This is a genomic window from Polaromonas sp. Polasp52 (assembly GCF_059491565.1).
The window spans coordinates 2,236,910-2,258,707 of record NZ_CP168513.1; the positions used below are offsets into that span (position 1 = coordinate 2,236,910).

17 protein-coding genes and 1 riboswitch are annotated in these 21,798 nt (G+C 65.2%); of the genes, 11 read left to right on the plus strand and 6 right to left on the minus strand.

The window, feature by feature from the left end; translation table 11 throughout:
- Positions 1 to 24: 24 nt before the first annotated feature.
- The 3 genes from metH to ACEN9P_RS10520 all read right to left on the minus strand — a co-directional run bounded on the left by metH (position 25) and on the right by ACEN9P_RS10520 (position 5,176).
- Positions 25 to 2,742, minus strand: a complete 2,718-nt coding sequence (metH, locus tag ACEN9P_RS10510; RefSeq protein ID WP_495622163.1) for a methionine synthase — start codon at positions 2,740 to 2,742, stop codon at positions 25 to 27.
- A 51-nt stretch (positions 2,743 to 2,793) separates the two neighbouring features.
- Positions 2,794 to 2,885: riboswitch (S-adenosyl-L-homocysteine riboswitch) on the minus strand.
- Between the two features lie 71 nt (positions 2,886 to 2,956).
- Positions 2,957 to 3,934 carry a Bug family tripartite tricarboxylate transporter substrate binding protein gene (locus ACEN9P_RS10515; RefSeq protein WP_477664211.1) on the minus strand — a complete coding sequence of 326 codons (978 nt, stop codon included), beginning with the start codon at positions 3,932 to 3,934 and terminating at the stop codon, positions 2,957 to 2,959.
- A gap of 195 nt (positions 3,935 to 4,129) precedes the next feature.
- Positions 4,130 to 5,176, minus strand: coding sequence for a homocysteine S-methyltransferase family protein (locus tag ACEN9P_RS10520; RefSeq protein ID WP_477664212.1), 1,047 nt, complete (start codon positions 5,174 to 5,176; stop codon positions 4,130 to 4,132).
- A gap of 68 nt (positions 5,177 to 5,244) precedes the next feature.
- Here ACEN9P_RS10520 and ACEN9P_RS10525 point away from each other — a divergent pair, with 68 nt between their 5' ends.
- From ACEN9P_RS10525 to ACEN9P_RS10555, 7 genes are all read left to right on the plus strand, one after another.
- Positions 5,245 to 5,637, plus strand: coding sequence for a rhodanese-like domain-containing protein (locus ACEN9P_RS10525; RefSeq protein ID WP_477664213.1), 393 nt, complete (start codon positions 5,245 to 5,247; stop codon positions 5,635 to 5,637).
- Between the two features lie 60 nt (positions 5,638 to 5,697).
- A complete protein-coding gene (gene recQ, locus ACEN9P_RS10530) occupies positions 5,698 to 7,581 on the plus strand; it encodes a DNA helicase RecQ (protein WP_495621909.1) in 1,884 nt (627 codons plus the stop codon).
- Positions 7,582 to 7,968: 387 nt separating this feature from the next.
- On the plus strand, positions 7,969 to 8,943 hold the full coding sequence (locus tag ACEN9P_RS10535; RefSeq protein ID WP_413330019.1) for an amino acid ABC transporter substrate-binding protein: 975 nt from the start codon (positions 7,969 to 7,971) through the stop codon (positions 8,941 to 8,943).
- A gap of 96 nt (positions 8,944 to 9,039) precedes the next feature.
- A complete protein-coding gene (locus ACEN9P_RS10540; RefSeq protein ID WP_477664215.1) occupies positions 9,040 to 10,242 on the plus strand; it encodes an amino acid ABC transporter permease in 1,203 nt (400 codons plus the stop codon).
- A gap of 3 nt (positions 10,243 to 10,245) precedes the next feature.
- Positions 10,246 to 11,349 carry an amino acid ABC transporter permease gene (locus tag ACEN9P_RS10545; RefSeq protein ID WP_477664216.1) on the plus strand — a complete coding sequence of 368 codons (1,104 nt, stop codon included), beginning with the start codon at positions 10,246 to 10,248 and terminating at the stop codon, positions 11,347 to 11,349.
- Between the two features lie 14 nt (positions 11,350 to 11,363).
- A complete protein-coding gene (locus ACEN9P_RS10550; protein WP_074578347.1) occupies positions 11,364 to 12,107 on the plus strand; it encodes an amino acid ABC transporter ATP-binding protein in 744 nt (247 codons plus the stop codon).
- A 10-nt stretch (positions 12,108 to 12,117) separates the two neighbouring features.
- Positions 12,118 to 12,951: a class II glutamine amidotransferase gene (locus tag ACEN9P_RS10555; protein WP_477664217.1), complete on the plus strand. Its 834-nt coding sequence runs from the start codon at positions 12,118 to 12,120 to the stop codon at positions 12,949 to 12,951.
- A gap of 30 nt (positions 12,952 to 12,981) precedes the next feature.
- Here ACEN9P_RS10555 and ACEN9P_RS10560 read toward each other — a convergent pair whose 3' ends face one another.
- Complete coding sequence (locus ACEN9P_RS10560; protein ID WP_495621910.1) at positions 12,982 to 15,348, minus strand: ATP-binding protein; 2,367 nt, start codon at positions 15,346 to 15,348, stop codon at positions 12,982 to 12,984.
- 268 nt (positions 15,349 to 15,616) lie between these two features.
- Here ACEN9P_RS10560 and ACEN9P_RS10565 point away from each other — a divergent pair, with 268 nt between their 5' ends.
- Positions 15,617 to 16,819, plus strand: a complete 1,203-nt coding sequence (locus ACEN9P_RS10565) for a threonine ammonia-lyase (RefSeq protein WP_477664219.1) — start codon at positions 15,617 to 15,619, stop codon at positions 16,817 to 16,819.
- 19 nt (positions 16,820 to 16,838) lie between these two features.
- Here the strand turns inward: ACEN9P_RS10565 and ACEN9P_RS10570 are convergent, their stop codons facing one another.
- Positions 16,839 to 17,303 carry a glycine zipper family protein gene (locus ACEN9P_RS10570; RefSeq protein ID WP_074578362.1) on the minus strand — a complete coding sequence of 155 codons (465 nt, stop codon included), beginning with the start codon at positions 17,301 to 17,303 and terminating at the stop codon, positions 16,839 to 16,841.
- 136 nt (positions 17,304 to 17,439) lie between these two features.
- Here ACEN9P_RS10570 and ACEN9P_RS10575 point away from each other — a divergent pair, with 136 nt between their 5' ends.
- Positions 17,440 to 17,607 (plus strand): hypothetical protein, encoded by a 168-nt coding sequence (locus ACEN9P_RS10575; protein ID WP_007873808.1) that lies wholly within the window; start codon positions 17,440 to 17,442, stop codon positions 17,605 to 17,607.
- 511 nt (positions 17,608 to 18,118) lie between these two features.
- Positions 18,119 to 19,981: a phosphoenolpyruvate carboxykinase (GTP) gene (locus ACEN9P_RS10580; protein ID WP_074578365.1), complete on the plus strand. Its 1,863-nt coding sequence runs from the start codon at positions 18,119 to 18,121 to the stop codon at positions 19,979 to 19,981.
- A 145-nt stretch (positions 19,982 to 20,126) separates the two neighbouring features.
- On the opposite strand, the gene ACEN9P_RS10585 is transcribed toward ACEN9P_RS10580, so the two are convergent.
- Positions 20,127 to 20,645, minus strand: coding sequence for a hypothetical protein (locus ACEN9P_RS10585; RefSeq protein ID WP_477662575.1), 519 nt, complete (start codon positions 20,643 to 20,645; stop codon positions 20,127 to 20,129).
- 149 nt (positions 20,646 to 20,794) lie between these two features.
- Between ACEN9P_RS10585 and ACEN9P_RS10590 the strand changes: the two genes are divergently transcribed.
- Positions 20,795 to 21,766 (plus strand): LysR family transcriptional regulator, encoded by a 972-nt coding sequence (locus ACEN9P_RS10590; RefSeq protein WP_477701139.1) that lies wholly within the window; start codon positions 20,795 to 20,797, stop codon positions 21,764 to 21,766.
- Positions 21,767 to 21,798 lie beyond the last annotated feature (32 nt).

Consider the following 21,798-nt stretch of genomic DNA (forward strand, 5'->3'; position numbering starts at 1 on the left):
TTCCAGGAGGGTTTTTGAGCAGCTCTAGAGATTCGGTGCCAGCAGGCGCTGCAATTCGTCCGCCTTGAGGCCACGCCGCTGCGCCAGGTCCTGCAGCTGGTCGTCGCCTATCTTGCCGACGTTGAAATAGGTGCTTTGCGGGTGGCTCAGGTAAAAGCCGCTGACGCTGGCCGCCGGGGTCATGGCCAGGCTTTCGGTCAAGGCCATGCCGATCTCGCCGGCCTTGAGCAGCTCGAACATCTCTTTCTTGACGCTGTGGTCCGGGCAGGCTGGGTAGCCGGGGGCCGGGCGTATGCCCTGGTATTTTTCGGCGATCAGCGCCTCGCCGTCCAGCGATTCGGCCGGCGCATAGCCCCACAGGTCCTTGCGCACGCGCTGGTGCAGGCTTTCAGCGAAAGCCTCGGCCAGGCGGTCGGCCAGTGCCTTGAGCATGATGGACGAGTAGTCGTCGTGGTCGTCGAGGAAGTATTTTTCCTTCTTCTCGGCGCCAATGCCGGCGGTCACGGCGAAGACGCCGATGTAGTCGGAAACACCCTTGGGCGCGACGAAATCGGCCAGGCAGCGGCTGGGCCGCATCACGCCGTCGATCGCGGTCTTTTCGGTCTGCTGGCGCAGGCCGTACCAGGTCATGGCCACTTCGCTGCGCGTCTCGTCGGTGTAGATCTCGATGTCGTCGCCCACGCTGTTGGCCGGGTACAGCGCCATCACGCCGTTGGCGGTGAGCCAGCGGCCTTCGATGAGGCGCTTGAGCATGCGCTGCGCGTCGCCGTACACACGCACGGCCTCGGTGCCCACCACCTCGTCCTTGAGGATGGCCGGGAAGGGGCCAGCCAGGTCCCAGGTCTGGAAGAAGGGGCCCCAGTCGATGTAGTGCGCGAGCTCGGCCAGGTCGAAGTTCTTGAACACGCGCCGGCCTGTGAACTTGGGCACCGGCGGCGTGTAGCCGGCCCAGTCCATGGGCGTGGCATTGGCGCGCGCCTTGGCCAGCGGCCACATGGGCACCTGCTTTTTGTTGGCGTGCTGGGTGCGCACCTTGTCGTAGTCGGCGTAGAGCTCGTCGATGTATTTGGCCGCCTGGTCGGAAAGCAGGCTTTGCGCCACGCTGACGCTGCGCGAGGCATCGGGCACATAGACCACCGGGCCTTCGTAGTGCGGCGAGATCTTGACGGCCGTATGCACCCGGCTGGTGGTGGCGCCGCCTATCAGCAGCGGGATTTTTTTGATGCGGAAATGCTCGTCCTTCTGCATTTCGGCGGCCACATACTGCATTTCTTCCAGGCTGGGGGTGATCAGGCCGGACAGCCCGACGATGTCGGCGCCCTCGACCTTGGCGCGCGCCAGGATCTCGTGGCAGGGCACCATCACGCCCATGTTGACGACCTCGAAGTTATTGCACTGCAGGACCACCGTGACGATGTTCTTGCCGATGTCGTGCACGTCGCCCTTGACGGTGGCGATGATGATCTTGCCCTTGGTCTTGACGTCGCCGCCGGCGGCTTCGAGCTGCAGCTTTTCGGCCTCTATATAGGGCAGCAGGTGAGCCACGGCCTGTTTCATCACGCGGGCGCTCTTGACCACCTGGGGCAGGAACATCTTGCCCTGGCCGAACAGGTCACCGACCACGTTCATGCCGTCCATCAGCGGGCCTTCGATGACGTGCAGCGGCCGGCCGCCTTCGGCCAGGATTTCGCGGTACATCTCCTCGGTGTCTTCGGTGATGAACTCGTTCATGCCGTGGACCAGCGCATGCGACAGGCGCTGGCGCACCGGCAGGGCGCGCCATTCGTTTTTCTTGCTGTCGTCCTTGGCGCCGCTCTTCGCGGTTTCGGCCACTTCGATCAGGCGCTCGCTGGGCGTGAGCTCGGGCTCGCCGGGTTTGTAGACGGGCGTGCGATTCAGCACCACGTCCTCGACACGCTCGCGCAACACCGGGTCCAGGTCGTCGTAGACGCCGACCATGCCGGCGTTGACGATGCCCATGTCCATGCCGGCCTGGATCGCGTGATAGAGAAATACGGTGTGGATGGCTTCGCGCACCGGGTCGTTGCCGCGAAAGCTGAAGGACACGTTGGACACGCCGCCCGAAACCTTGGCGCCGGGCAGGTTCTGCTTGATCCAGCGCGTGGCGTTGATGAAGTCGACCGCGTAGTTGTTGTGCTCCTCGATGCCGGTGGCAATGGCGAAGATATTGGGGTCGAAGATGATGTCCTCGGGCGGGAAGTCGAGTTCGTCGACCAGCACGCGGTAGGCGCGCTCGCAGATTTCGATCTTGCGCTCGTAGGTATCGGCCTGGCCTTTTTCGTCGAAGGCCATCACCACGGCCGCCGCGCCGTAGCGCTTGAGCAGCTTGGCCTGCTGCTTGAAGGGTTCCAGGCCCTCTTTCATGGAAATCGAATTGACGATGCCCTTGCCCTGGATGCAGCGCAGGCCGGCCTCGATGACGCTCCATTTGGAACTGTCGATCATGATGGGCACACGCGCGATGTCGGGTTCGCTGGCGATCAGATTCAGGAAGCGCACCATGGCGGCCTGGCTGTCCAGCATGGCCTCGTCCATGTTGATGTCGATGATCTGCGCGCCGTTTTCCACCTGCTGGCGGGCCACCGCCAGGGCCTGTTCGTATTCGCCGTTCAGAATCATCCGGGCGAAGGCCTTGGAGCCGGTGACGTTGGTGCGCTCGCCGATGTTGACGAACAGGGTGCCCGCGCCTATGTCGACCGGCTCCAGGCCGGACAGCTTCATGGGGGGAACGGAGACGGAATTTTCGGTTTCGGACACGGACTCACCTTGGGGCTAAGGTGAGCGTCGTTGCAAAAGGCCGCCGCCGGCGGCCTGTAACCCAAGCCTGACGGACGCTAAGGTCCGCTGCAACGCTCCTTGGGTAGCCGGTATTTTAAGCGCTGAAGCCCTGTTGCGCCATTTCCCGGTGCGAAGCCCCGGGAAATGGGGCGCATGCTCAATCCAGCTTGATTTTGGCCACCTTGATCAGGCGGCCATAGTCGGCATGCTCTTTCATCACCATATAAGCAAAATCCGCCGAGGTCATGGGGCTGGGCGTGGCGCTCATGCGCGCGAACTTTTCGGCCGTGTCGGGCGTGTTGAGCGCGGCGGCAAAAGCCTTTTGCAGCTGGTCCGTCGTGGCTTTGGGCAGGTTGGCCGGGCCGAAGATGCCGAACCAGGTGCTGATGTGGAAACCGGGCAGCACGTCATTGATGGTGGGAATCTCGGTGAAGCTGCTGGAGCGGTTGATGGTGGTCACGCCGAAGGCCACCAGCTTGCCCGACTTGATATTGGCGCTGGCCGAGGCCAGGTTGTCGAACATCAGGTCGGTCTGGCCGGACAGCAGGCTGGCCTGCGCCTGGGCAGAGCCGCTGGAAGGCAGGTGCACCACGCTGATTTTGGCCAGGCTTTTGAACAGCTCGCCGGCAAGGTGGCCGGCGCTGCCGTTGCCGCCCGAGGCATAGTTCAGCCGGCCGGGGTTCTTGCGCGCATAGGCAATCAGGTCCTTGGTGTCCTTGATGTTCAGGCGCTTGGCGGTCTCGGCGTTCATGACCAGCACATTGGGCACACGGGCCACCAGCGTGATGGGCGTGAAGTCCTTCAGCGCGTCATAAGGCATGTTGGGATAGAGCCAGGGGTTGATGGCATGGGTGGCGACCGCGCCCATGACCAACGTGTGGCCGTCGGCCGGCGCCTTGGCGACCAGCGCGGCACCCACATTGCCGCCCGAGCCGGGGCGGTTGTCGACCACCACTTCGGTCTTGAGCATGGGGCGCAGCTTGTCGGCCAGGATGTGCGCGGCGTTGTCCAGCGGGCCGCCGGCCGGATAGGGAACGACGATGGTGACGGGCTTTTGCGGCGCCAGCTGCGCCTGGGCCGCCAGGGTGACGGTGGCCACGGCGAATGCCGCGGCGATCTTGATGAATGAACGCACGTTCAGGTTTCCTTTGTGATGATGGGTTGTCAGGCCGCGGGCGGCTGCGGGACACAGCGCCGGAAAGTGAAAAGCCAGGCCGGACAAGCGGGCCTGACTATAGCCGCTAAACGTGACGCGCCCGGTCAGGTACCGCCTGGATACTTTGTAACGGCCGGGCCGGAAAGAGACGCAGTGAAGCGACCGGGGTGGCCCTCAGGCGGCTTCTTTGTAGAAAGCGCCGCGCTGCCGCGAGCGTGCGGCCACGGGGGCCACGGCATGCGCGATGGCGCCTATGTGGTCCGGCGTGGTGCCGCAGCAGCCGCCCACGATGTTGACCAAGCCTTCGTCGGCGAACTCACGCAGCAGGCGCGAGGTGACGTCGGGCGTCTCGTCGAAGCCGGTGTCGCTCATGGGATTGGGCAGGCCGGCGTTCGGGTAGCAGCTGATGAAGGTGTCGCCGGCCACGCGGGCCAGTTCCTGGATGTAGGGGCGCATCAGGGTGGCGCCCAGCGCGCAATTGAGGCCTATGGCCAGCGGCGCGGCATGGCGCACGCTGTGCCAGAAGGCAGTCACGGTCTGCCCGCTCAGGATGCGGCCCGAGGCATCGGTCACGGTGCCGCTGATGATCAGGGGCAGGCGCTCGCCGGAGTTGTCGAAGTACTCGTCGATGGCGAACAGCGCCGCCTTGGCATTGAGCGTGTCGAAGATGGTCTCGACCAGCAGCACGTCGCTGCCGCCCTTGACCAGGGCCTCGGTCTGTTCGTAGTAGGCCTTGCGCAGCTCCTCAAAGCTGGTGTTGCGCGCGCCGGGGTCGTTGACGTCGGGGCTGATGCTGGCCGTCTTGGGCGTGGGGCCCAGGGCGCCGACCACAAAACGCGGCTTGTCGGGCGTGGAGAACTTGTCGCAGGCGGCGCGGGCGATGCGGGCCGATTCGTAGTTCATCTCGACGGCCAGGTCGGCCATGTCGTAGTCGGCCTGGGCCACCGTGGTCGCGCCGAAGGTGTTGGTTTCTATCATGTCGGCGCCGGCGGCCAGGTAGCCTTCATGGATGTCCTGGATCACGTCGGGGCGTGTGAGGCTCAGCAATTCGTTGTTGCCCTTGACGTCCTTGTGGAAGTCCTTGAAGCGCTCGCCGCGGTACTGGGCTTCGCTGAGCTTGAAGCGCTGGATCATGGTGCCCATGGCGCCGTCGAGGATGGCGATGCGTTGTTCCAGGATGGCCGGCAGCTGCTGCCCGCGGGTGTAGGTGATTGGCTTCATGCCCCGATTTTAAGATGGGCTCCGTTTTGCGGCGGACTTTCCTCGACAATAGGGGTATTGCCCTGAACATGAAAAACTTTCAACCCAAAGAAGCCTGGACCTGGCTGCAGTCGCATCCCGACGCGCTGTTCGTGGACGTGCGCATGGAAATCGAGTCGCTGTACGTGGGCCGCCCGCCGGGCGTGGTCAATGTGCCGTGGTACGAGTACCCCGACCTGCAACCCGACGCGCAGAAGTTCGCCGAGGCCGTGGCGCGCGAGGCGGCCGGCAAGGCGCAGCCGGTGCTGCTGATCTGCCGATCCGGCAAACGCACGCTGGACGCGGGCAAGGCGCTGGAGGCGGCCGGCTTCACCGACGTGCAGCATGTGGTGCACGGCTTCGAGGGCGAGCTCGACGAGCAGTTCCAGCGCTCCACGCTCTCGGGTTGGCGCTTTGACGGCCTGCCCTGGGAGCAGATGTAGGCCCCGCTTCCCCGGCTTGCCCGGCCTTCGCGCAATCCGCTTTCATTTTCCATTCCGACCTTGTCCTCCCTCCCCGTTTCTTCCCCTTCCACCCCGCTGCACGTGCTGGCCGAGGTCTTCGGCTACGACAGCTTCCGGGGCCCGCAGCAGGCCATCGTGGACCACGTGGTGCGCGGCGGCGACGCGCTGGTGCTGATGCCCACGGGCGGCGGCAAGTCGCTGTGCTACCAGATACCGGCCATCGTGCGGCAGCAGGCCGGCCACGGCGTGACCGTGGTGATCTCGCCGCTGATCGCGCTGATGCACGACCAGGTCGGGGCGCTGCACGAGGCCGGCGTGTCGGCGGCCTTCCTCAATTCCACGCAAAGCTTCGACGAAAGCAGCCAGCTTGAAAAGCAGCTGCTGCGCAACGAGCTGACGCTGCTTTACGCCGCGCCCGAGCGCATCAACACGCCGCGCATGAAGGGCCTGCTGGCCTCTCTGCACGAGCGCGGGCTGCTGAGCCTGTTCGCCATCGACGAGGCGCATTGCGTGAGCCAGTGGGGCCACGATTTCCGGCCCGAGTACCGCTCGCTGAGCCTGCTGCACGAGACCTTTCCCGATGTGCCGCGCATCGCGCTGACGGCCACGGCCGACGCGCTGACGCGCCAGGACATGATCGAGCGCCTCAAGCTGGAGGACGCGCGCCAGTTCGTCAGCAGCTTCGACCGGCCCAACATCCGCTACACCATCGTCGAAAAAACCGACCCGACGCGCCAGCTGCTGCGCTTCATCGAGGCCGAGCACGAGGGCGAGGCCGGCATCGTGTATTGCCAGTCGCGCAAGCGCGTGGAGGAAATCGCCGGCATGCTGCAGGACGCGGGCCTCAAGGCGCTGGCCTACCACGCGGGCCTCGATTCGGCCCTGCGCCAGCAGCGGCAGGACCGCTTCCTGCGCGAGGACGGCATTGTCATGGTGGCGACGATTGCCTTCGGCATGGGCATCGACAAACCCGACGTACGTTTTGTCGCCCACCTGGACATGCCCAAGAACATCGAGGGCTATTACCAGGAGACCGGCCGCGCCGGCCGCGACGGCCAGAGTGCCGACGCCTGGATGGTCTACGGCCTGCAGGACGTGGTGAACCAGCGCCGGATGATCGACACCAGCGAGGCGGCCAGCGAGGAGTTCAAGCAGGTGATGCGCGACAAGCTCGACGCCCTGCTGACGCTGGCCGAGGACACGCGCTGCCGCCGCGTCAGCTTGCTGGGCTATTTCGGCGAGGACAGCCAGCCTTGCGGCAACTGCGACAACTGCCTGAACCCGCCGGCCGTCTGGGACGCCACCGAGGCCGCGCGCAAGATGCTCAGCTGCATCTACCGCGTGCAGCAGGCCAGCGGCATCAGCTTCGGCGCCGGCCACATCATGGACATCCTGCGCGGCAAGATGACCGACAAGATGGCCCAGTACGGCCACGACAAGCTCAGCACCTTCGGCATAGGCGCGGACCTGGCCGAGGCGCAGTGGCGCGGCGTGCTGCGCCAGCTGATCGCGCGCAACATGGTGCGCGTGGACGCCGAAGCCTTCAGCACCCTGCAGCTGCTGCCGGACGCGCGCCAGGTGCTCAAGGGCGAAGTCAGCGTGGTGCTGCGCGAGCAGGCGGCAGGCGCCAAGGCCGGCGGGCGCGGCAAGCGCGTGACCAAGACCTCGGTCAAGGGCCTGGCCGAGGCCGCCCTCAATGCCGGCGCGCTGGAACGCCTGGCGCGCCTCAAAGCCTGGCGCGCCGAAGTCGCCCGCGAGCACAACCTGCCGGCGTTTGTGATCTTTCACGACGCCACGCTGCGCGCCATCGCCGAGCGGGCGCCGCAAAGCCTGGACGAGCTGGACGGCATCAGCGGCATAGGCGTGAAAAAGCGCGAGGCCTACGGCGCCGAGGTGCTGCGGGTGTGCGCGGCGGCTGACTAACCAGAAGAAGCCGCGTCACGCTCCATCAGGGTTATCCCTTGGCGGCGGAAAGCCCGCCTGGGTTTGGCGCACAGGATTGTTCCAGGGGCACGGCGCGCCCGGTTTTGGGGCGGCCAGGCCGGAAGTTCCGCGTTGGTGTCCATGCGCCATGCATGGCCGGCATACCAACCCATCATTAAGCTCATGACGCATTTTTCGCAAGGGTTTATCCCGAGCGAATAGGCCTTTGCGCCCCCTCGGCGCGCGCAATGCTTGGGTTAGCATTTCGGCGCTGGCACGCATCGTGCCGGACTACAAAAGTTTCACTGACTGGAGAATCCCGTGATCAAAATCGCCAAAAAACATGGTCTTGCCACGCTGGCTGCCGCCGGCCTCACCCTTGCTGCGATGGCACCCGCCCACGCCGGCAAGACACTGGACACCATCAAGTCGCGCGGCCAGGTGATTTGCGGCGTCAACGTCGGCCTGGCGGGCTTTTCCTCCGCCGACAGCAACGGCGCCTGGACCGGCCTTGACGTGGACACCTGCAAAGCCATCGCCGCCAGCGTGCTGGGCGATGCCAGCAAGGTCAAATGGGTTCCCCTGAACGCCCAGCAGCGCTTTACCGCGCTGCAGTCCGGCGAAGTCGACGTGCTCGCGCGCAATACCACCTTCTCCTTGACCCGCGACGCTTCGCTGGGCCTGCACATGACCGCCGTGACTTACTACGACGGCCAGGGTTTCATGGTCCCCGTGAAGAGCAAGATCAAGAGCGCCAAGGCGCTGAAGAACGCCACTGTCTGCGTGCAGTCGGGCACCACGACCGAGAAAAACCTGACCGACTTCTCCAAGGCCAACAACCTGAACATGAAGCCCGTGGTGTTTGAAAAGCAGGAGGCCGTCAACGCCGCCTACTTCTCGGGCCGCTGCCAGGCTTACACCACGGACGCCTCGGGTCTCGCCTCGGTGCGCAACAAGGAAGCCAAGGTTCCCGCCGACCACCTGATCCTGCCCGAACTGATCTCCAAGGAGCCGCTGGGCCCCATGGTGCGCCGCGGTGACGACGAGTGGTTCGCCATCGTCAAGTGGGTGGTCTACGGCCTGATCGAAGCCGAAGAGTACGGCGTGACCCAGGCCAACGTCGACGCCATGACCAAGGACAGCAAGGACCCCGTGGTCATGCGCCTGACCGGCAGCGGCGAGGATACCGGCAAGCTGCTGGGCCTGGACAAGGAGTGGCTGGTGCGCGCCGTCAAGGCCGTCGGCAACTACGGCGAGATTTTCGAGCGCAACGTCGGCCCCAAGACGCCCCTGGCGCTGCCGCGCGGCCAGAACAACCAGTGGAACAAGGGCGGCCAGATGTACGCCATGCCGGTGCGCTGATCATCCCTGATCGCCTGATTCCGATGCGTTGAACGCAAGCGGGCCGCTCGCAACCCTCCGTTGTCGAGCGGCCCGTTTTTTTTGGGTACACCGTTTATGTCCGAGCACTCCCTGATCCCACCGCGCCCGGCACCCGCCCTGCGGCGCAAGGTTTTTTCCTGGCGCAGCAAGCAGGCGCGCGCCATCGTCTACCAGGTGCTGGCCGTCAGCCTGATCGTCTTCCTGATCTGGCTGCTGGTCAGCAACACCATGGCCAATATGAAGACCCGCGGCATCCAGAGCGGTTTCGACTTCCTGATGCAGCCGGCCGGCTTCGACATCGGCGAAGGCTGGCTCAGCTACGACTCCATAGACCCCTACTGGAAAGCCTTTCTGGTCGGGCTGGTCAACACACTGCGCGTGGCGGTGGTCGGCATCGTGCTGACCTCCATCCTGGGCACTCTGCTGGGCGTGGGGCGCTTTTCGCGCAACGCCCTGGTGCGGGCACTGTGCTACGGCTACGTCGAGACCTTCCGCAACATTCCGGTGCTGCTGCAGCTGCTGATGTGGTACCTGCTGTTCACCGAATACCTGCCGGCCGTCGACCAGGCCCTGCACATCGGCAAATGGGTTTACGTCAGCAAGAACGGCATCTCCTACCCCTCGCCGGTGTGGGGCCTGGGCCAGACGCTGGCGCTCGTCGGGGCGCTGGTGGGCGTGGTGGCCAGCGTGCTGTATGCGCGTAGCGCGCGCCGGCACTTCGACCTGACCGGCAAGCCACGGCCGGTGCTGTGGGTGTCGCTGGCGCTGATCGGGGGCGGTGCGGTGCTTGGCTGGCTCGCGGGCGGTGCACCCAACGAATGGAATATGCCGCTGCTGACCGAATCGCAGGTCGAAGGCGGCGGCGCGCTGTCGCCCGAATACCTCGCGGTGCTGCTGGGCCTGGTGCTTTACACCTCCGCCTTTGTGGCCGAGGTGGTGCGCGCCGGCATCGCCTCGGTGTCGCTGGGCCAGCATGAGGCCAGCGCCTCGCTGGGCCTGTCGCGCGGCCACTCGATGCGGCTGGTGGTGCTGCCGCAGGCGCTGCGGGTCATCATCCCGCCGCTGACCAACCAGTACCTCAACCTCACCAAGAACTCCTCGCTGGCCGTGGCCGTGGGTTACCCCGACCTGGTTTCCATCGCCAACACCTCGCTGAACCAGACCGGCCGGGCCGTGGAGTGCATCGCCATCATCATGCTGATCTACCTGAGCACCTCGCTGGCGACGTCCGGCCTGATGAACTGGTTCAACAGCCGTGCCGCCATCAAGGAGCGCTGAACGATGAGCAAGACTTTTGTGCCAATCGCAGCCCGCCCCGCCCCCATCAAGATGGAGGGCTTTGTGCCCTGGCTGCGGAGCAACCTGTTTTCCAGCGTCGGCAATTCGCTGGTGTCCCTCCTCGTGCTGGCGCTGCTGCTGTGGGCCGCTTCAGGCATCGCGCAGTGGGGCATCATCCATGCCGTCACGGCGGCGGAGCCGGACGCCTGCCAGGCCGCGCGCGGCGTGGGCGCCTGCTGGGGCGTGATCCGCGAAAAAGGCCGCATCATCCTGCTGGGCCGCTATCCGCAGCCCGAGCACTGGCGCGCCGAACTCGCGACCCTGCTGCTGCTAAGCCTGGTGGTCGCCAGCTGCATACGCTGGTTCTGGAAGCCCTGGCTGGCGCTGCTGTGGGTCGTGGTGCTGGCCGCCTTCTTCACGCTGATGAGCGGCGGTGTCCTGGGCCTGGCCAAGGTGACGACCGACCAATGGGGCGGACTGCCGCTGACGGTGATGCTCACGGTGATCTCCATGACGATCGCCTTCCCCATCGCCGTGATGGTGGCGCTGGGCCGCCGCGCCAACATGCCGGCCATACGCACGCTGTGCGTTATTTATGTGGAGCTGATACGCGGCGTGCCGCTGATCTCGGTGCTGTTCATGGCCAGCTTCATGTTCCCGCTGTTCATGCCCATAGGCCAGTCGCCCGACGTGCTGGTGCGCGTCATCGTCGGCATCACGCTGTTCGCGGCGGCCTATATGGCCGAGATCGTGCGCGGCGGCCTGCAGTCGCTTTCCAAGGGCCAGACCGAGGCGGCGGCCAGCCTGGGCCTGGGCTACTGGCAGACGCAGGTCAAGATCGTGCTGCCGCAGGCCCTGGGCACGGTGGTGCCCAGCATCATGAACAACTTCATCTCGCTCTTCAAGGACACCTCGCTGGTGACCATCGTGTCGCTGTACGAGCTCACCGGCGCGCTGTCGCTGGCCGTGGGCTCGGACCCGAACTGGCGGCCCTTCAAGATCGAGGCCTATATCTTCATCGCCGCGATTTATTTCACCTGCTGCTTCGCGATGTCGCGCTACAGCCTGTGGATTGAACGCCGGCTCGCCGTGGGCAAAGCCCGTTGAACAGGAACAAAAAAATGAGTGAACCCACCATCCACTTCGACAAGGTCAACAAATGGTACGGCAACAACTTCCACGTGTTGCGCGACATCGACCTGGAAGTCAGGCCGGGCGAGCGCCTGGTGATCTGCGGGCCTTCGGGCTCGGGCAAATCCACCATGATCCGCTGCATCAACGCGCTGGAGGACTACCAGGAAGGCAAGCTCACCGTCGCGGGCTCGCTGCTGGGCGACGACATCAAGGCGATTGACGCGGTGCGCCGCCAGGTCGGCATGGTGTTCCAGCAGTTCAACCTGTTCCCGCACCTGACGGTGCTCGAAAACCTCACGCTCTCACCGACCTGGGTGGCGGGCCTGTCCAAAAAGGACGCGATAGAGCGCGCCATGCACCAGCTCGAACGCGTGCGCATCGCCGAGCAGGCGCAGAAATACCCGCTGCAGCTCTCGGGCGGCCAGCAGCAGCGCGTGGCGATTGCCCGGGCGCTGTGCCTGACGCCCAAGATCATGCTGTTCGACGAGCCGACCTCGGCGCTGGACCCGGAAATGATCAAGGAAGTACTGGACGTGATGATGGAGCTGGCCAACCAGGGCATGACCATGCTGTGCGTGACGCACGAAATGGGCTTTGCCAAAGCGGTGGCCGACCGCGTGATCTTCATGGACCAGGGCCAGATCGTCGAAGAGAACACGCCCACCGAGTTCTTCAACCATCCGCAGACCGACCGGGCCAAGGATTTCCTGTCCAAAATTCTGGGGCATTAAACTAGCGCCCATGTGCCAATTACTGGGAATGAATTCGGCCAAGCCGGCGGACCTCAGGTTCTCGCTGACCGGTTTCGCCGCGCGCGGCGGCCTGACCGACCACCATGCGGATGGTTTCGGCATCGGGTTCTTTGAAGACAAGGCCTGCCGCCTGTTCGTCGACGCCCAGCCGGCGGCGACCTCGCCGGTGGCCGAGATGCTCAAGCACTACGCCATCAAGTCGCGCAACGTGGTTTCGCACATCCGCAAGGCCACGCAGGGCGACCCGATGCGGCTGGAAAACTGCCATCCCTTCACGCGCGAACTCTGGGGCCGGCACTGGCTGTTCGCTCACAACGGCGACCTGATCGACTACCAGCCGGAGTCCGCCGGCAACTACCAGCCCGTGGGCACCACCGACAGCGAGCGGGCTTTCTGTGCGCTGATGGAAGAACTCAAACGCATCAGCCCGCGCGAACCCTGCTCGGCCGACGTCGTGTTCGACACGCTGTGCGCCATGAGCGAGCGCACGGCCGAGTTCGGGGTCTTCAACTACCTGCTGTCCAACGGCCAGTCGCTTTTCGCGCACTGCTCAACCCGGCTGTGGTACCTGGTGCGCGAATGGCCTTTTTCCAATGCCAGCCTGGTGGATGCCGACCTCAGCATGGACTTTGCGCAGACCAACGACCCGGAAGACCGGCTCTGCGTGGTCGCCACCCAGCCGCTGACGCACAACGAAAACTGGCAGCAGATGCAGCCGGGCCAGTTGCTGTGGATGCAAGAAGGCCGCATCGTGCGGCAGGCGCAGCTGGAGGTCAGCGAGGCCATACGGAAGAAATACGAGGCCAGCCTGGCCTGCGTCTAGTCTCAAGCAACAGCCGCCACCCGGCGGGCCTTACTGCAGGAAACCCATGCTGCGGCCTTCACGCACCTCGGGTTTGATGCGATGTTCGGCTTCCAGCTGCGCGAGAAACTCCTCTGCGGAAAACTCGGCCGCGAGGATATCCACCTGGCGCTTGACCGCCGCGAAATCGCCGGGGCACAGCTGGGTGAGTTTGCCCAGGCGCTCGCGCAGCTCGCCGGCCAGCAGGGTTGCGTCACCGGCCAGCGCCTCGACCACAAACATGGTTTCGCGCTGCTCGCGCGTCAGTGGCATGAACCTGATCTTGAAAGTGAAGCGGCGCAGCGCCGCCTGGTCCAGGCTATTGAACAGGTTGGTGGTGCAAATGAAGATGCCGGCGTGGCGTTCCATGCCCTGCAGCATTTCATTGACCTCGGTCACCTCGTAGGTGCGCTGGGCGCCGCGCCTGTCCTGCAAAAAGCTGTCGGCCTCATCGAGCAGCAGCACGGCTTTTTCGGACTCGGCCTCGCGGAACATGGCGGCCATGTTCTGCTCGGTCTCGCCGACGTACTTGCTCATGAGGTCGCTGGCCTGCTTGATGATGAGGGGCAGGTCCAGCGCCCTGGCGATGTGTTCGGCCAGCGCGGTCTTGCCGGTGCCGGGCGGGCCGTAAAAACACAGACTGCCATGGCCGCGGCTTTTGAGGGCCTCGACGATGCGCGACACTTCAAAGCGCGACTCGACATGGAGCATGGACAGGTCATAAGTGGTGACGCTGCGCCGCCCCGCCGCCTCCGATTTGTTGCCCAGGGCCACGTCGGCGTTCTTGAGCTGCCGCTCGATCAGCGACTCCATCAGCAGCGGCCGGCCGCCGGCCAGGACCGCCTGCATGGCCTGGCCGTCGACCTGCGCGTCCATTTTTTCCTCGGGCGCGCTGGCCAGGCGGGCAAAACGAACCGCCGTGCGTATCTGCGCGGGCGTGAGGCCCTTGCGCGCGGTGAGCTTGGCCACAAAAGCGTCGCTGACCTGCACGCCTTCCAGCGTCTTGCGCACCACGCCCTCGCGCGCGCCGGGCGGCGGCGAGCGCAGCTCCAGGTGGTAGGCGAAGCGGCGGCGGAAGGCCGGGTCTATCTGCTCGATGCGGTTGGTGACCCACAGCGTGGGCACGGTGTTGGACTCCAGGATCTGGTTGACCCAGGCCTTGCCGCTGACCGAGCCGCTGGCCGGCACCGGCAGCTGTTCGGAGCGCGCCATGAGCTGCGCGGCTTCGCTGGAGATGGGCGGGAACACGTCTTCGACTTCATCGAAGAGCAAGGCCGAGTGCGTGCTGCCCTTGAGGAAGACCTGGGCGATCTGCAGCGAGCGGTAGCGGTCGCGCCCGCTCAGCGAGTTGCCGTCGCGGTCGGCGTATTCGACTTCGAACAGGTCCAGCCCGGCCGCCTGCGACACGACCTTGGCGAGTTCGGTCTTGCCGGTGCCGGGCGGGCCGTAAAGCAGCACGTTGACGCCCTGCTCCTTGGTGGCCACGGCATTTCGCAGCAGGGACACCAGCACTTGCGCGTCTTCCTGCACAAAGGCGAAATCGGCCAGGCCCAGGCTGCTGTGCGCGGCGGGCCGGGTGAAGACGGCCATGAGTTCGTTCTGGTCGCGGTACTCGCGCATCAGCACGGGGGGCAGTTTTTCGCTGACCTTCATGAGGTCGGCCAGGTCGGTGATGTTGTGCTCGGAGATCAGGTTCTCGACCATGCCTATGCGCTCCAGGCGCGAACCGGCGCGCAGGGCTTCGGCGACTTCGGGTGCCTTGACGCCGGCCACGTCGGCGATGGCGGCATAGGCTTCAGGCGCGTTGTTGACCTTGAACTCCACCAGCAGGGAGCGCAGGTCGCGCTGGTAGCGCGCGAGCGTGCCGTAGAGCAGCAGCGCGCGTTCGGCACGGTTGAGCTGCAGCAGGTTGGCCAGCGCGTCGATGTTTTTTTCGACCAGGGTGGATTGTTTCTTGAGCGCGTGCGTGAGCCAGTCGCCGGTGGCGGCCAGCACCGAGAGCAAATCCCTGGGCTGGTCCTTGGCGTGTTCGTCGAGGTAGAAAAACAGCGTGCCCTCTTCGTAGGGGCCGCGCCAGGCGCCGTGGCGCGCCATGAACTCGGCGTCGCTCAGGCTTTCGTGGCCGCGCCAGAATTCGTTGTCCTTGCAGCGGCGGACCAGGAATTCACGCAGGCGCTGCAGCGCGGGCAGCGGCCAGACCAGGTGCCGGCCGGACAGCGAGAGCAGGCTGTTGAGGTCGCGCCTGACGTTGAACTTGGCGCCCTGGCGGGCCGCCAGCGTCAGCACGAAATGCGAACACATCAGGTCCAGCACCGGCGCTTCCTTCAGCCCGGGGGACAGCAGCCACTGCTGCTGCTCGCTAACGGAACGCTTGCTCATGGACAAACCTCCCAATCGCATCTAATGCACCGAATGCAACTACACCGCTGGTTGACATGCCTCTGGACCTTGCCTGTTTGACTGGATGCACCACCCTGGCTATGAGCGCCTTGGCGCCACGTGGTTCAACGAGACTCCACCATAACGCAGCTTGAAGCATCATGGAAGACGCTACTTGAACCCTGTCGTGTGAAATGCGCCACAGAATCGCTACCGTTACACGCGGACAATCACACGGCACAATCCCACCATCGCCACAGAGGACATCATGCTCAGCCTTACCGACATCGAACAGGCCGCCCAGCGCCTGCAAGGCCATTTGCTGGACACGCCCTGCGTGGAATCCCGGACGCTGTCGCAGCTGACGGGCGCGCAGATTTTCCTGAAGTTCGAAAACCTCCAGTACACCGCATCCTTCAAGGAGCGTGGCGCTTGTAACAAGCTCGCGCAACTGTCAGCCGACGAACGGCGCCGCGGCGTGATCGCCATGAGCGCGGGTAACCATGCCCAGGGTGTGGCCTACCATGCGCAGCGCCTGGGCCTGCGGGCGGTGATCGTGATGCCGCGCTTCACGCCCGGCGTGAAGATTGAGCGCACCCGCGGCTTCGGCGCCGAGGTGGTGCTGCACGGCGACTCGCTGGACGAGTCGCGCGCCCACGCCCTGCAGCTGGCCGAGCGCGAAGGCCTTGTCTTTGTGCATCCCTATGACGACGAAGCCATCGTCGCGGGCCAGGGCACCGTCGGGCTGGAGATGCTGCATGCCGTGCCCGAACTGGACACCCTGGTGATTGCCGTGGGCGGCGGCGGCCTGATCGCGGGCATGGCCACGGCGGCCAAGGCCCTCAAGCCCGGCATTGAAATCATCGGTGTGCAGACCTCCCGCTTCCCGGGCATGGTCAACGCCATCAAGGGCACCAAGCACCCGCAGGGCACCAGCACCATCGCCGAGGGCATCGCCGTCGGCACGCCGGGCCTCATCCCGCAGGCCATCATCGCCAAGCTGGTGGACGACCTGGTACTGGTCGACGAGGGCGACATCGAGCAGGCCATGGTCATGCTGCTCGAGATCGAAAAAACCCTGGTGGAAGGCGCGGGCGCGGCCGGGCTGGCGGCGCTGCTCAAGTACCCGGCGCGTTTTGCCGGCAAGAAGGTCGGCCTGGTGCTGTGCGGTGGCAACATCGATCCGCTGCTACTGGCCGCCATCATCGAGCGCGGCATGGTGCGCGCCGGGCGCCTGGCGCGCATCAAGGTCAGCGTGCGCGACATTCCCGGCTCACTGGCGAAGATCACCGCCACCGTGGCCGACGCCGGGGCCAACATCGACGAGGTGCACCACCAGCGCGCCTTCACCATGCTTTCGGCCCAGAACGTGGAGATCGAGCTGGTGATACAGACGCGCGGGCGCGACCACATCCAGCAGGTGCTGGCGGCGCTCAACGCGGCCGGTTACGAGGCGTCGGAGCAGCACTGAGCGCGGCGGGGGGCCACGCTCAGTTCCAGCCAATCACCTCAAAACCACGTTCGCTGAGGCAGCGCTGCACAAAGCTGCGGTAGGTGCTGTTGGGCTTGTCGTTGTGAAACGCCCCCGACACCGCGCCGGCCGAGCCGCCCACGGCAGCCCCCGCGGCGCCGGCACGCAGCACGCCCTCCCCGCCGCGCCCGGTGATCAGGGCACCCACGGCCGAGGCCACGCCGCCGACGGCCGCGCCCTCGCCGGCGCGGCGGCCCACTTCATTGCCGCTTTGCGAGGGGCTGAGCCCGGCGGCCGAGGCCCGCGACATGCAGGCATTGACCTCGGCCTGGCCCTGGGCATCGCCCACGCGGTTGAGCGTGGCATTGGGATACAGCACCGGCCTGGCCGAGGCGCTGCTGGGCCCGCCGGTGGCGCAGGCCGACAGCAAGGCCAGCGCGGACACGGCGGCCGGCAAGAGTCGAAATGAAGTCGGGTATTTCATGCGTTCCTTCCGCAAACAAGCGTGGGTAAAGGGTAACGCAACTGGGCAATGCAACCGACGGCGGCGGCCTGTTTGCCGCCGGGGCGCCGCATGCGGCTAAAATCTGCCCAGACTTTCAAGCAATTCAGGAACCCCCATGTCCAGTTCAGCCAACCACACCACCAATGCCGCCCACGACAGCCCCACGTCCGCCCAGGAGCAGGAAGCCGTTGACGCCATCGTCCCCGTGATCCCCATTGTGCTGCCCGTGGTCGGCGGCGTGCTGATGTTCCTGCTGGCCTTTATCGCCATCTACATGGCCTGATACTCCCCCGCTTCCCCTAAAAAGTCCGCAGCCTGCGGACTTTTTTGTTTCCGGCCCTGGCGCCCGCCGCCGGCCCGTTTCACCGCAAAAACCGCCGTGAAACCGCAGGCCAGGCCCCCTTCGCGGTATTCCATACCCCCATGTCAGGGCTGCCTGAACCCCTACACATGGTATGCATAACCTCATGCAAGTTCTGCATAACTTTTGACGGTAACTGCAAGGTAACCGGTGCCTATCTTCTTAAAATGAATTCTCTGGCCGACCCGTGGAAGGCGGAAAAGCAGGCCTCCCGGCCGCTTTTTTGACCTTGCGCCGCAGCACCTCCGGGCTTGCGGCCCCGCCCGCCGACCAGGGCCCGGTTGTTGCGTGAGCTGCCCTGTTTCAGGCCCTTGAAGGCCCGGTTCGGAAAAGCCCCAAGCCTTATTTCGACAGTCGTTTCGATGTCGCAACCTCTTTCGGTTGCCGCGCGACGCCTCTCGAAATAACGCTTTTTAACTTTGGAGTTTTTTCGATGAACCAACCTGTGATGCAAGGCCTGCAGCTCAACACACCCAGCTACGTCAAGAACGCGAAACTGATCGCCTGGGTCGCCGACATGGTGGCCCTGTGCAAGCCCGACAATGTGTACTGGTGCGACGGCAGCGAGGCCGAATACCAGCGCCTGTGCCAGCAACTGGTCGACGCCGGCACCTTCAAGAAACTCAACGAGGCCAAGCGCCCCAACAGCTTCCTGGCCCAGAGCGACCCCAGCGACGTGGCCCGCGTGGAAGACCGCACCTATATCTGCTCAGCCAAAAAGGAAGACGCCGGTCCGACCAACAACTGGATGGCGCCCGCCGAAATGCGCCAGACGCTGCAGCCCCTGTTTGACGGCTGCATGAAGGGCCGCACCATGTACGTCGTGCCTTTCAGCATGGGCCCGCTGGGCTCGCCGATCGCGCACATCGGCATTGAACTCTCCGACAGCCCTTACGTGGCCGTCAACATGAAGATCATGACGCGCATGGGCCAGGCGGTGTTCGGCGTGCTGGGCGTGGACGGCGACTTCGTGCCCTGCGTGCACACCGTGGGCGCGCCGCTGGCCGAGGGCCAGAAAGACGTGAAGTGGCCCTGCAACAAGACCAAATACATCGTGCACTACCCCGAGACCCGCGAGATCTGGTCTTACGGCTCCGGCTACGGCGGCAACGCGCTGCTGGGCAAGAAGTGCTTTGCACTGCGCATCGCCTCCAACATGGGCCGCGACGAGGGCTGGCTGGCCGAGCACATGCTGATCCTCGGCGTGACCAACCCCCAGGGCAAGAAATACCATGTGGCGGCGGCTTTCCCCAGCGCCTGCGGCAAGACCAATTTCTCCATGCTGGTGCCGCCCGCCGGTTTTGACGGCTGGAAAGTCACCACCATAGGCGACGACATCGCCTGGATCAAGCCCAGCGCCGACGGCAAGCTCTACGCCATCAACCCCGAAGCCGGTTATTTCGGCGTGGCCCCGGGCACCAACTTCCACACCAACCCGAACTGCATGGCGAGCCTGGACAAGAACGTGATCTTCACGAACGTGGCCCTCACCGACGACGGCGACGTATGGTGGGAAGGCATGGAAAAAGACACCGGCGGCCAACCCGCGCACCTGATCGACTGGCAAGGCAAGGACTGGACGCCGCAGATCGCCAAGGAAACCGGCGCCAAGGCCGCCCACCCCAATGCCCGCTTCACCGTGGCCGCCACCAACAACCCGGCGCTCGACAGCGCCTGGGACGACCCCAAGGGCGTGGCGATCGACGCCTTCATCTTCGGCGGCCGCCGCTCCACCACCGTGCCCCTGGTCACCGAGGCGCGCAACTGGGTCGAAGGCGTTTACATGGCCGCGACCATGGGCTCGGAAACCACGGCAGCCGCCACCGGCCAGGCCGGCGTGGTGCGCCGCGACCCCTTCGCCATGCTGCCCTTCATGGGCTACAACATGAGCGACTACTTCCAGCACTGGCTCAACGTCGGCAAGAAGCTGGAAGCCACGGGCGCCAAGATCCCCAAGATCTACACCACCAACTGGTTCCGCAAGGGCGAGGACGGCAAGTTTGTCTGGCCCGGCTACGGCGAGAACATGCGCGTGCTCAAGTGGATGATCGACCGCATCGAAGGCACGGGCAAGGGCTCGGAGCACATCACCGGCATCAGCCCCGCCTATGAAGACCTGAACTGGACCGGCCTCAATTTCAGCGCCGAGCAGTTCAAGACCGTGACCAGCATCGACAAGGCCGCCTGGCTCAAGGAGCTGGAGCTGCACGCCGAACTGTTCAAGCAACTCGAACATCACCTGCCGAAAGAGCTGGGGGAGACCAAAGCCGCGATCGAGCGCCGCCTGGCTGCCTGACCGGCAGAGCCAAGCGGGCACGGCGCACGACCTGCGCCGCGCCTTATGCCCCCAGGCCAGCAGGCCAGGGCAAAAAAAAGCCACCTGACAAGGTGGCTTTTTTTGTGGGCCGCCGCTGCGGGCGGCCGGGCATCCGGCGGGATGCTTAGATGTAGCTGCGGTGGTAGGCGCGCAGCACCGAGGCACCGCTGGCGGCTTCGGCGCGCTCTGCCTTGGCGACAGGAGCGGCGGGTGCTTCCACTTCAGCGTCGGCCGCGCGTTGCAGGGCCATTTGCAGGTCGGCCATCACGCGGGGGTCGTTCTTGGCGGCTTGCCAGAGGCGTTGGTCGGCGCGGGCTTCGGCCAGGCTGCGCGACCAGTCGTCCAGGCCGGCTTTGACACGGGCGGCCAGGTTGCGCGCGGTGCCGGCGAACAGCGCCAGGACGGCAAAGGCGACAGCCCACAAGGCGATCCACATCACCAGGAGGTGGCCTTCGGTGACGCTGTCCATCACCTGGTAAGCCACCACCATGATGGCGGCCGCCACGGCGGACAACAGCAGCGTGGCGAGGCCGCGGGTGCCGGTAAAGGCCTGGCCCAGCTGGCGTACGGCACCAAAGGCCGACTCAGCGCGGACAACGCCGGGGTGCTGTGTGGAATGTTTGATATTGACGAAGCTGGTCATGATGAACTCCCGTTATGGCTAATCCCCGCCAGGACAAGATATCTCGGCGGGTACAGGGATATTAGGGTTATCACTGATGCTATTCAACTTTATCTTTATGATGAGATTCATTCATACTGGTGATAACTGAGGCATTTGCCCTCCAAACCATGGCTTCCGACACCTTCAATCCCCTCAATTTCCGGACGCTGGACCTGAACCTGCTCCGCGTATTCGATGAGGTCATGGCCGAGCGCAGCCTGACGCGGGCCGCGCGCAATCTGTCGCTGACCCAGCCCGCCGTCAGCAATGCGCTGCGCCGGCTGCGCGAGACCCTGGGCGACGAGCTGGTGCAGCGCAGCGGCCAGGGCATGGCGCCCACACCGCGCGCCCTGGCCATCTGGCCGGCCGTGCGCGAGGCGCTGCAGCAGCTGCAGGAGTCGCTGGTCCCCAATGAATTTGTGCCCGGCGAAGCCAACACCACCTTTGTGCTGGCCATGGCGGACGCCACCGCGGCCGAGCTCATGCCCGGCCTGGTCGAAACGCTGGAGCGCGAAGCCCCGGGCGTGTCGATACGGGTGGTGCCGCTCACCACCCGCGACCCGCGGCGCCTGCTGGACGAGGAAACCTGCGACCTGGCCATAGGCTATTTCCCCTCGCTGCTGGCCGACCTGACGGCCAGCGAGCAAAGCGGGGAGCCGCTGCCGTTTTCGCACCAGCGGCTCTACGACGGCGAATATGTCTGCGTGATGCGCAAGGACCATGCGCTGGCCACCGGCCCTTTCACGCTCAACCGCTTTTGCGCCGCGCGCCACATGTTGGTGAGTTTTTCGGGCCGGCCCTATGGGTTTATCGACGAAGCCCTGGCCTCGCTGGGGCGCAAGCGGCAGGTCGTGCTCACCGTCAACCAGTTCTTCACGGCCGGCCGCGTGGTGGCCAACTCCAACCTGCTGACGGTGTTGCCACGCCACTTCGTGCGCGTGACCGGCATTGCCGAGCAGCTGGTGCTGCGCCCCTTGCCCTTTGACGTCTCGCCGGTGCACGTGGACGCGGTATGGCACCGCCGCTCGCGCCAGCGCAGCGCCCACATGTGGCTGCGGCAGGCGGTGGTGCGCGCCGCCGACCAGGCGTTCTCGGCCTGAAGGCACGCCCAAGGCATGGTTTTTGCAGACGA

Bases quoted from the DNA above. Each gene is read 5' to 3' on its own strand.
- ACEN9P_RS10575 (WP_007873808.1), top strand. From the start codon at position 17,440: ATGTCCAGTTCAGCCAACCACACCACCAATGCCGCCCACGACAGCCCC.
- ACEN9P_RS10585 (WP_477662575.1), bottom strand. From the start codon at position 20,645: ATGACCAGCTTCGTCAATATCAAACATTCCACACAGCACCCCGGCGTT.
- ACEN9P_RS10540 (WP_477664215.1), top strand. From the start codon at position 9,040: ATGTCCGAGCACTCCCTGATCCCACCGCGCCCGGCACCCGCCCTGCGG.
- ACEN9P_RS10560 (WP_495621910.1), bottom strand. From the start codon at position 15,348: ATGAGCAAGCGTTCCGTTAGCGAGCAGCAGCAGTGGCTGCTGTCCCCC.
- ACEN9P_RS10545 (WP_477664216.1), top strand. From the start codon at position 10,246: ATGAGCAAGACTTTTGTGCCAATCGCAGCCCGCCCCGCCCCCATCAAG.
- ACEN9P_RS10535 (WP_413330019.1), top strand. From the start codon at position 7,969: ATGGCACCCGCCCACGCCGGCAAGACACTGGACACCATCAAGTCGCGC.
- ACEN9P_RS10520 (WP_477664212.1), bottom strand. From the start codon at position 5,176: ATGAAGCCAATCACCTACACCCGCGGGCAGCAGCTGCCGGCCATCCTG.
- ACEN9P_RS10525 (WP_477664213.1), top strand. From the start codon at position 5,245: ATGAAAAACTTTCAACCCAAAGAAGCCTGGACCTGGCTGCAGTCGCAT.
- ACEN9P_RS10550 (WP_074578347.1), top strand. From the start codon at position 11,364: ATGAGTGAACCCACCATCCACTTCGACAAGGTCAACAAATGGTACGGC.
- ACEN9P_RS10580 (WP_074578365.1), top strand. From the start codon at position 18,119: ATGAACCAACCTGTGATGCAAGGCCTGCAGCTCAACACACCCAGCTAC.
- ACEN9P_RS10570 (WP_074578362.1), bottom strand. From the start codon at position 17,303: ATGAAATACCCGACTTCATTTCGACTCTTGCCGGCCGCCGTGTCCGCG.
- metH (WP_495622163.1), bottom strand. From the start codon at position 2,742: ATGAAGCTGTCCGGCCTGGAGCCGGTCGACATAGGCGCGGGCACCCTG.
- ACEN9P_RS10565 (WP_477664219.1), top strand. From the start codon at position 15,617: ATGCTCAGCCTTACCGACATCGAACAGGCCGCCCAGCGCCTGCAAGGC.
- ACEN9P_RS10590 (WP_477701139.1), top strand. From the start codon at position 20,795: ATGGCTTCCGACACCTTCAATCCCCTCAATTTCCGGACGCTGGACCTG.
- ACEN9P_RS10555 (WP_477664217.1), top strand. From the start codon at position 12,118: ATGTGCCAATTACTGGGAATGAATTCGGCCAAGCCGGCGGACCTCAGG.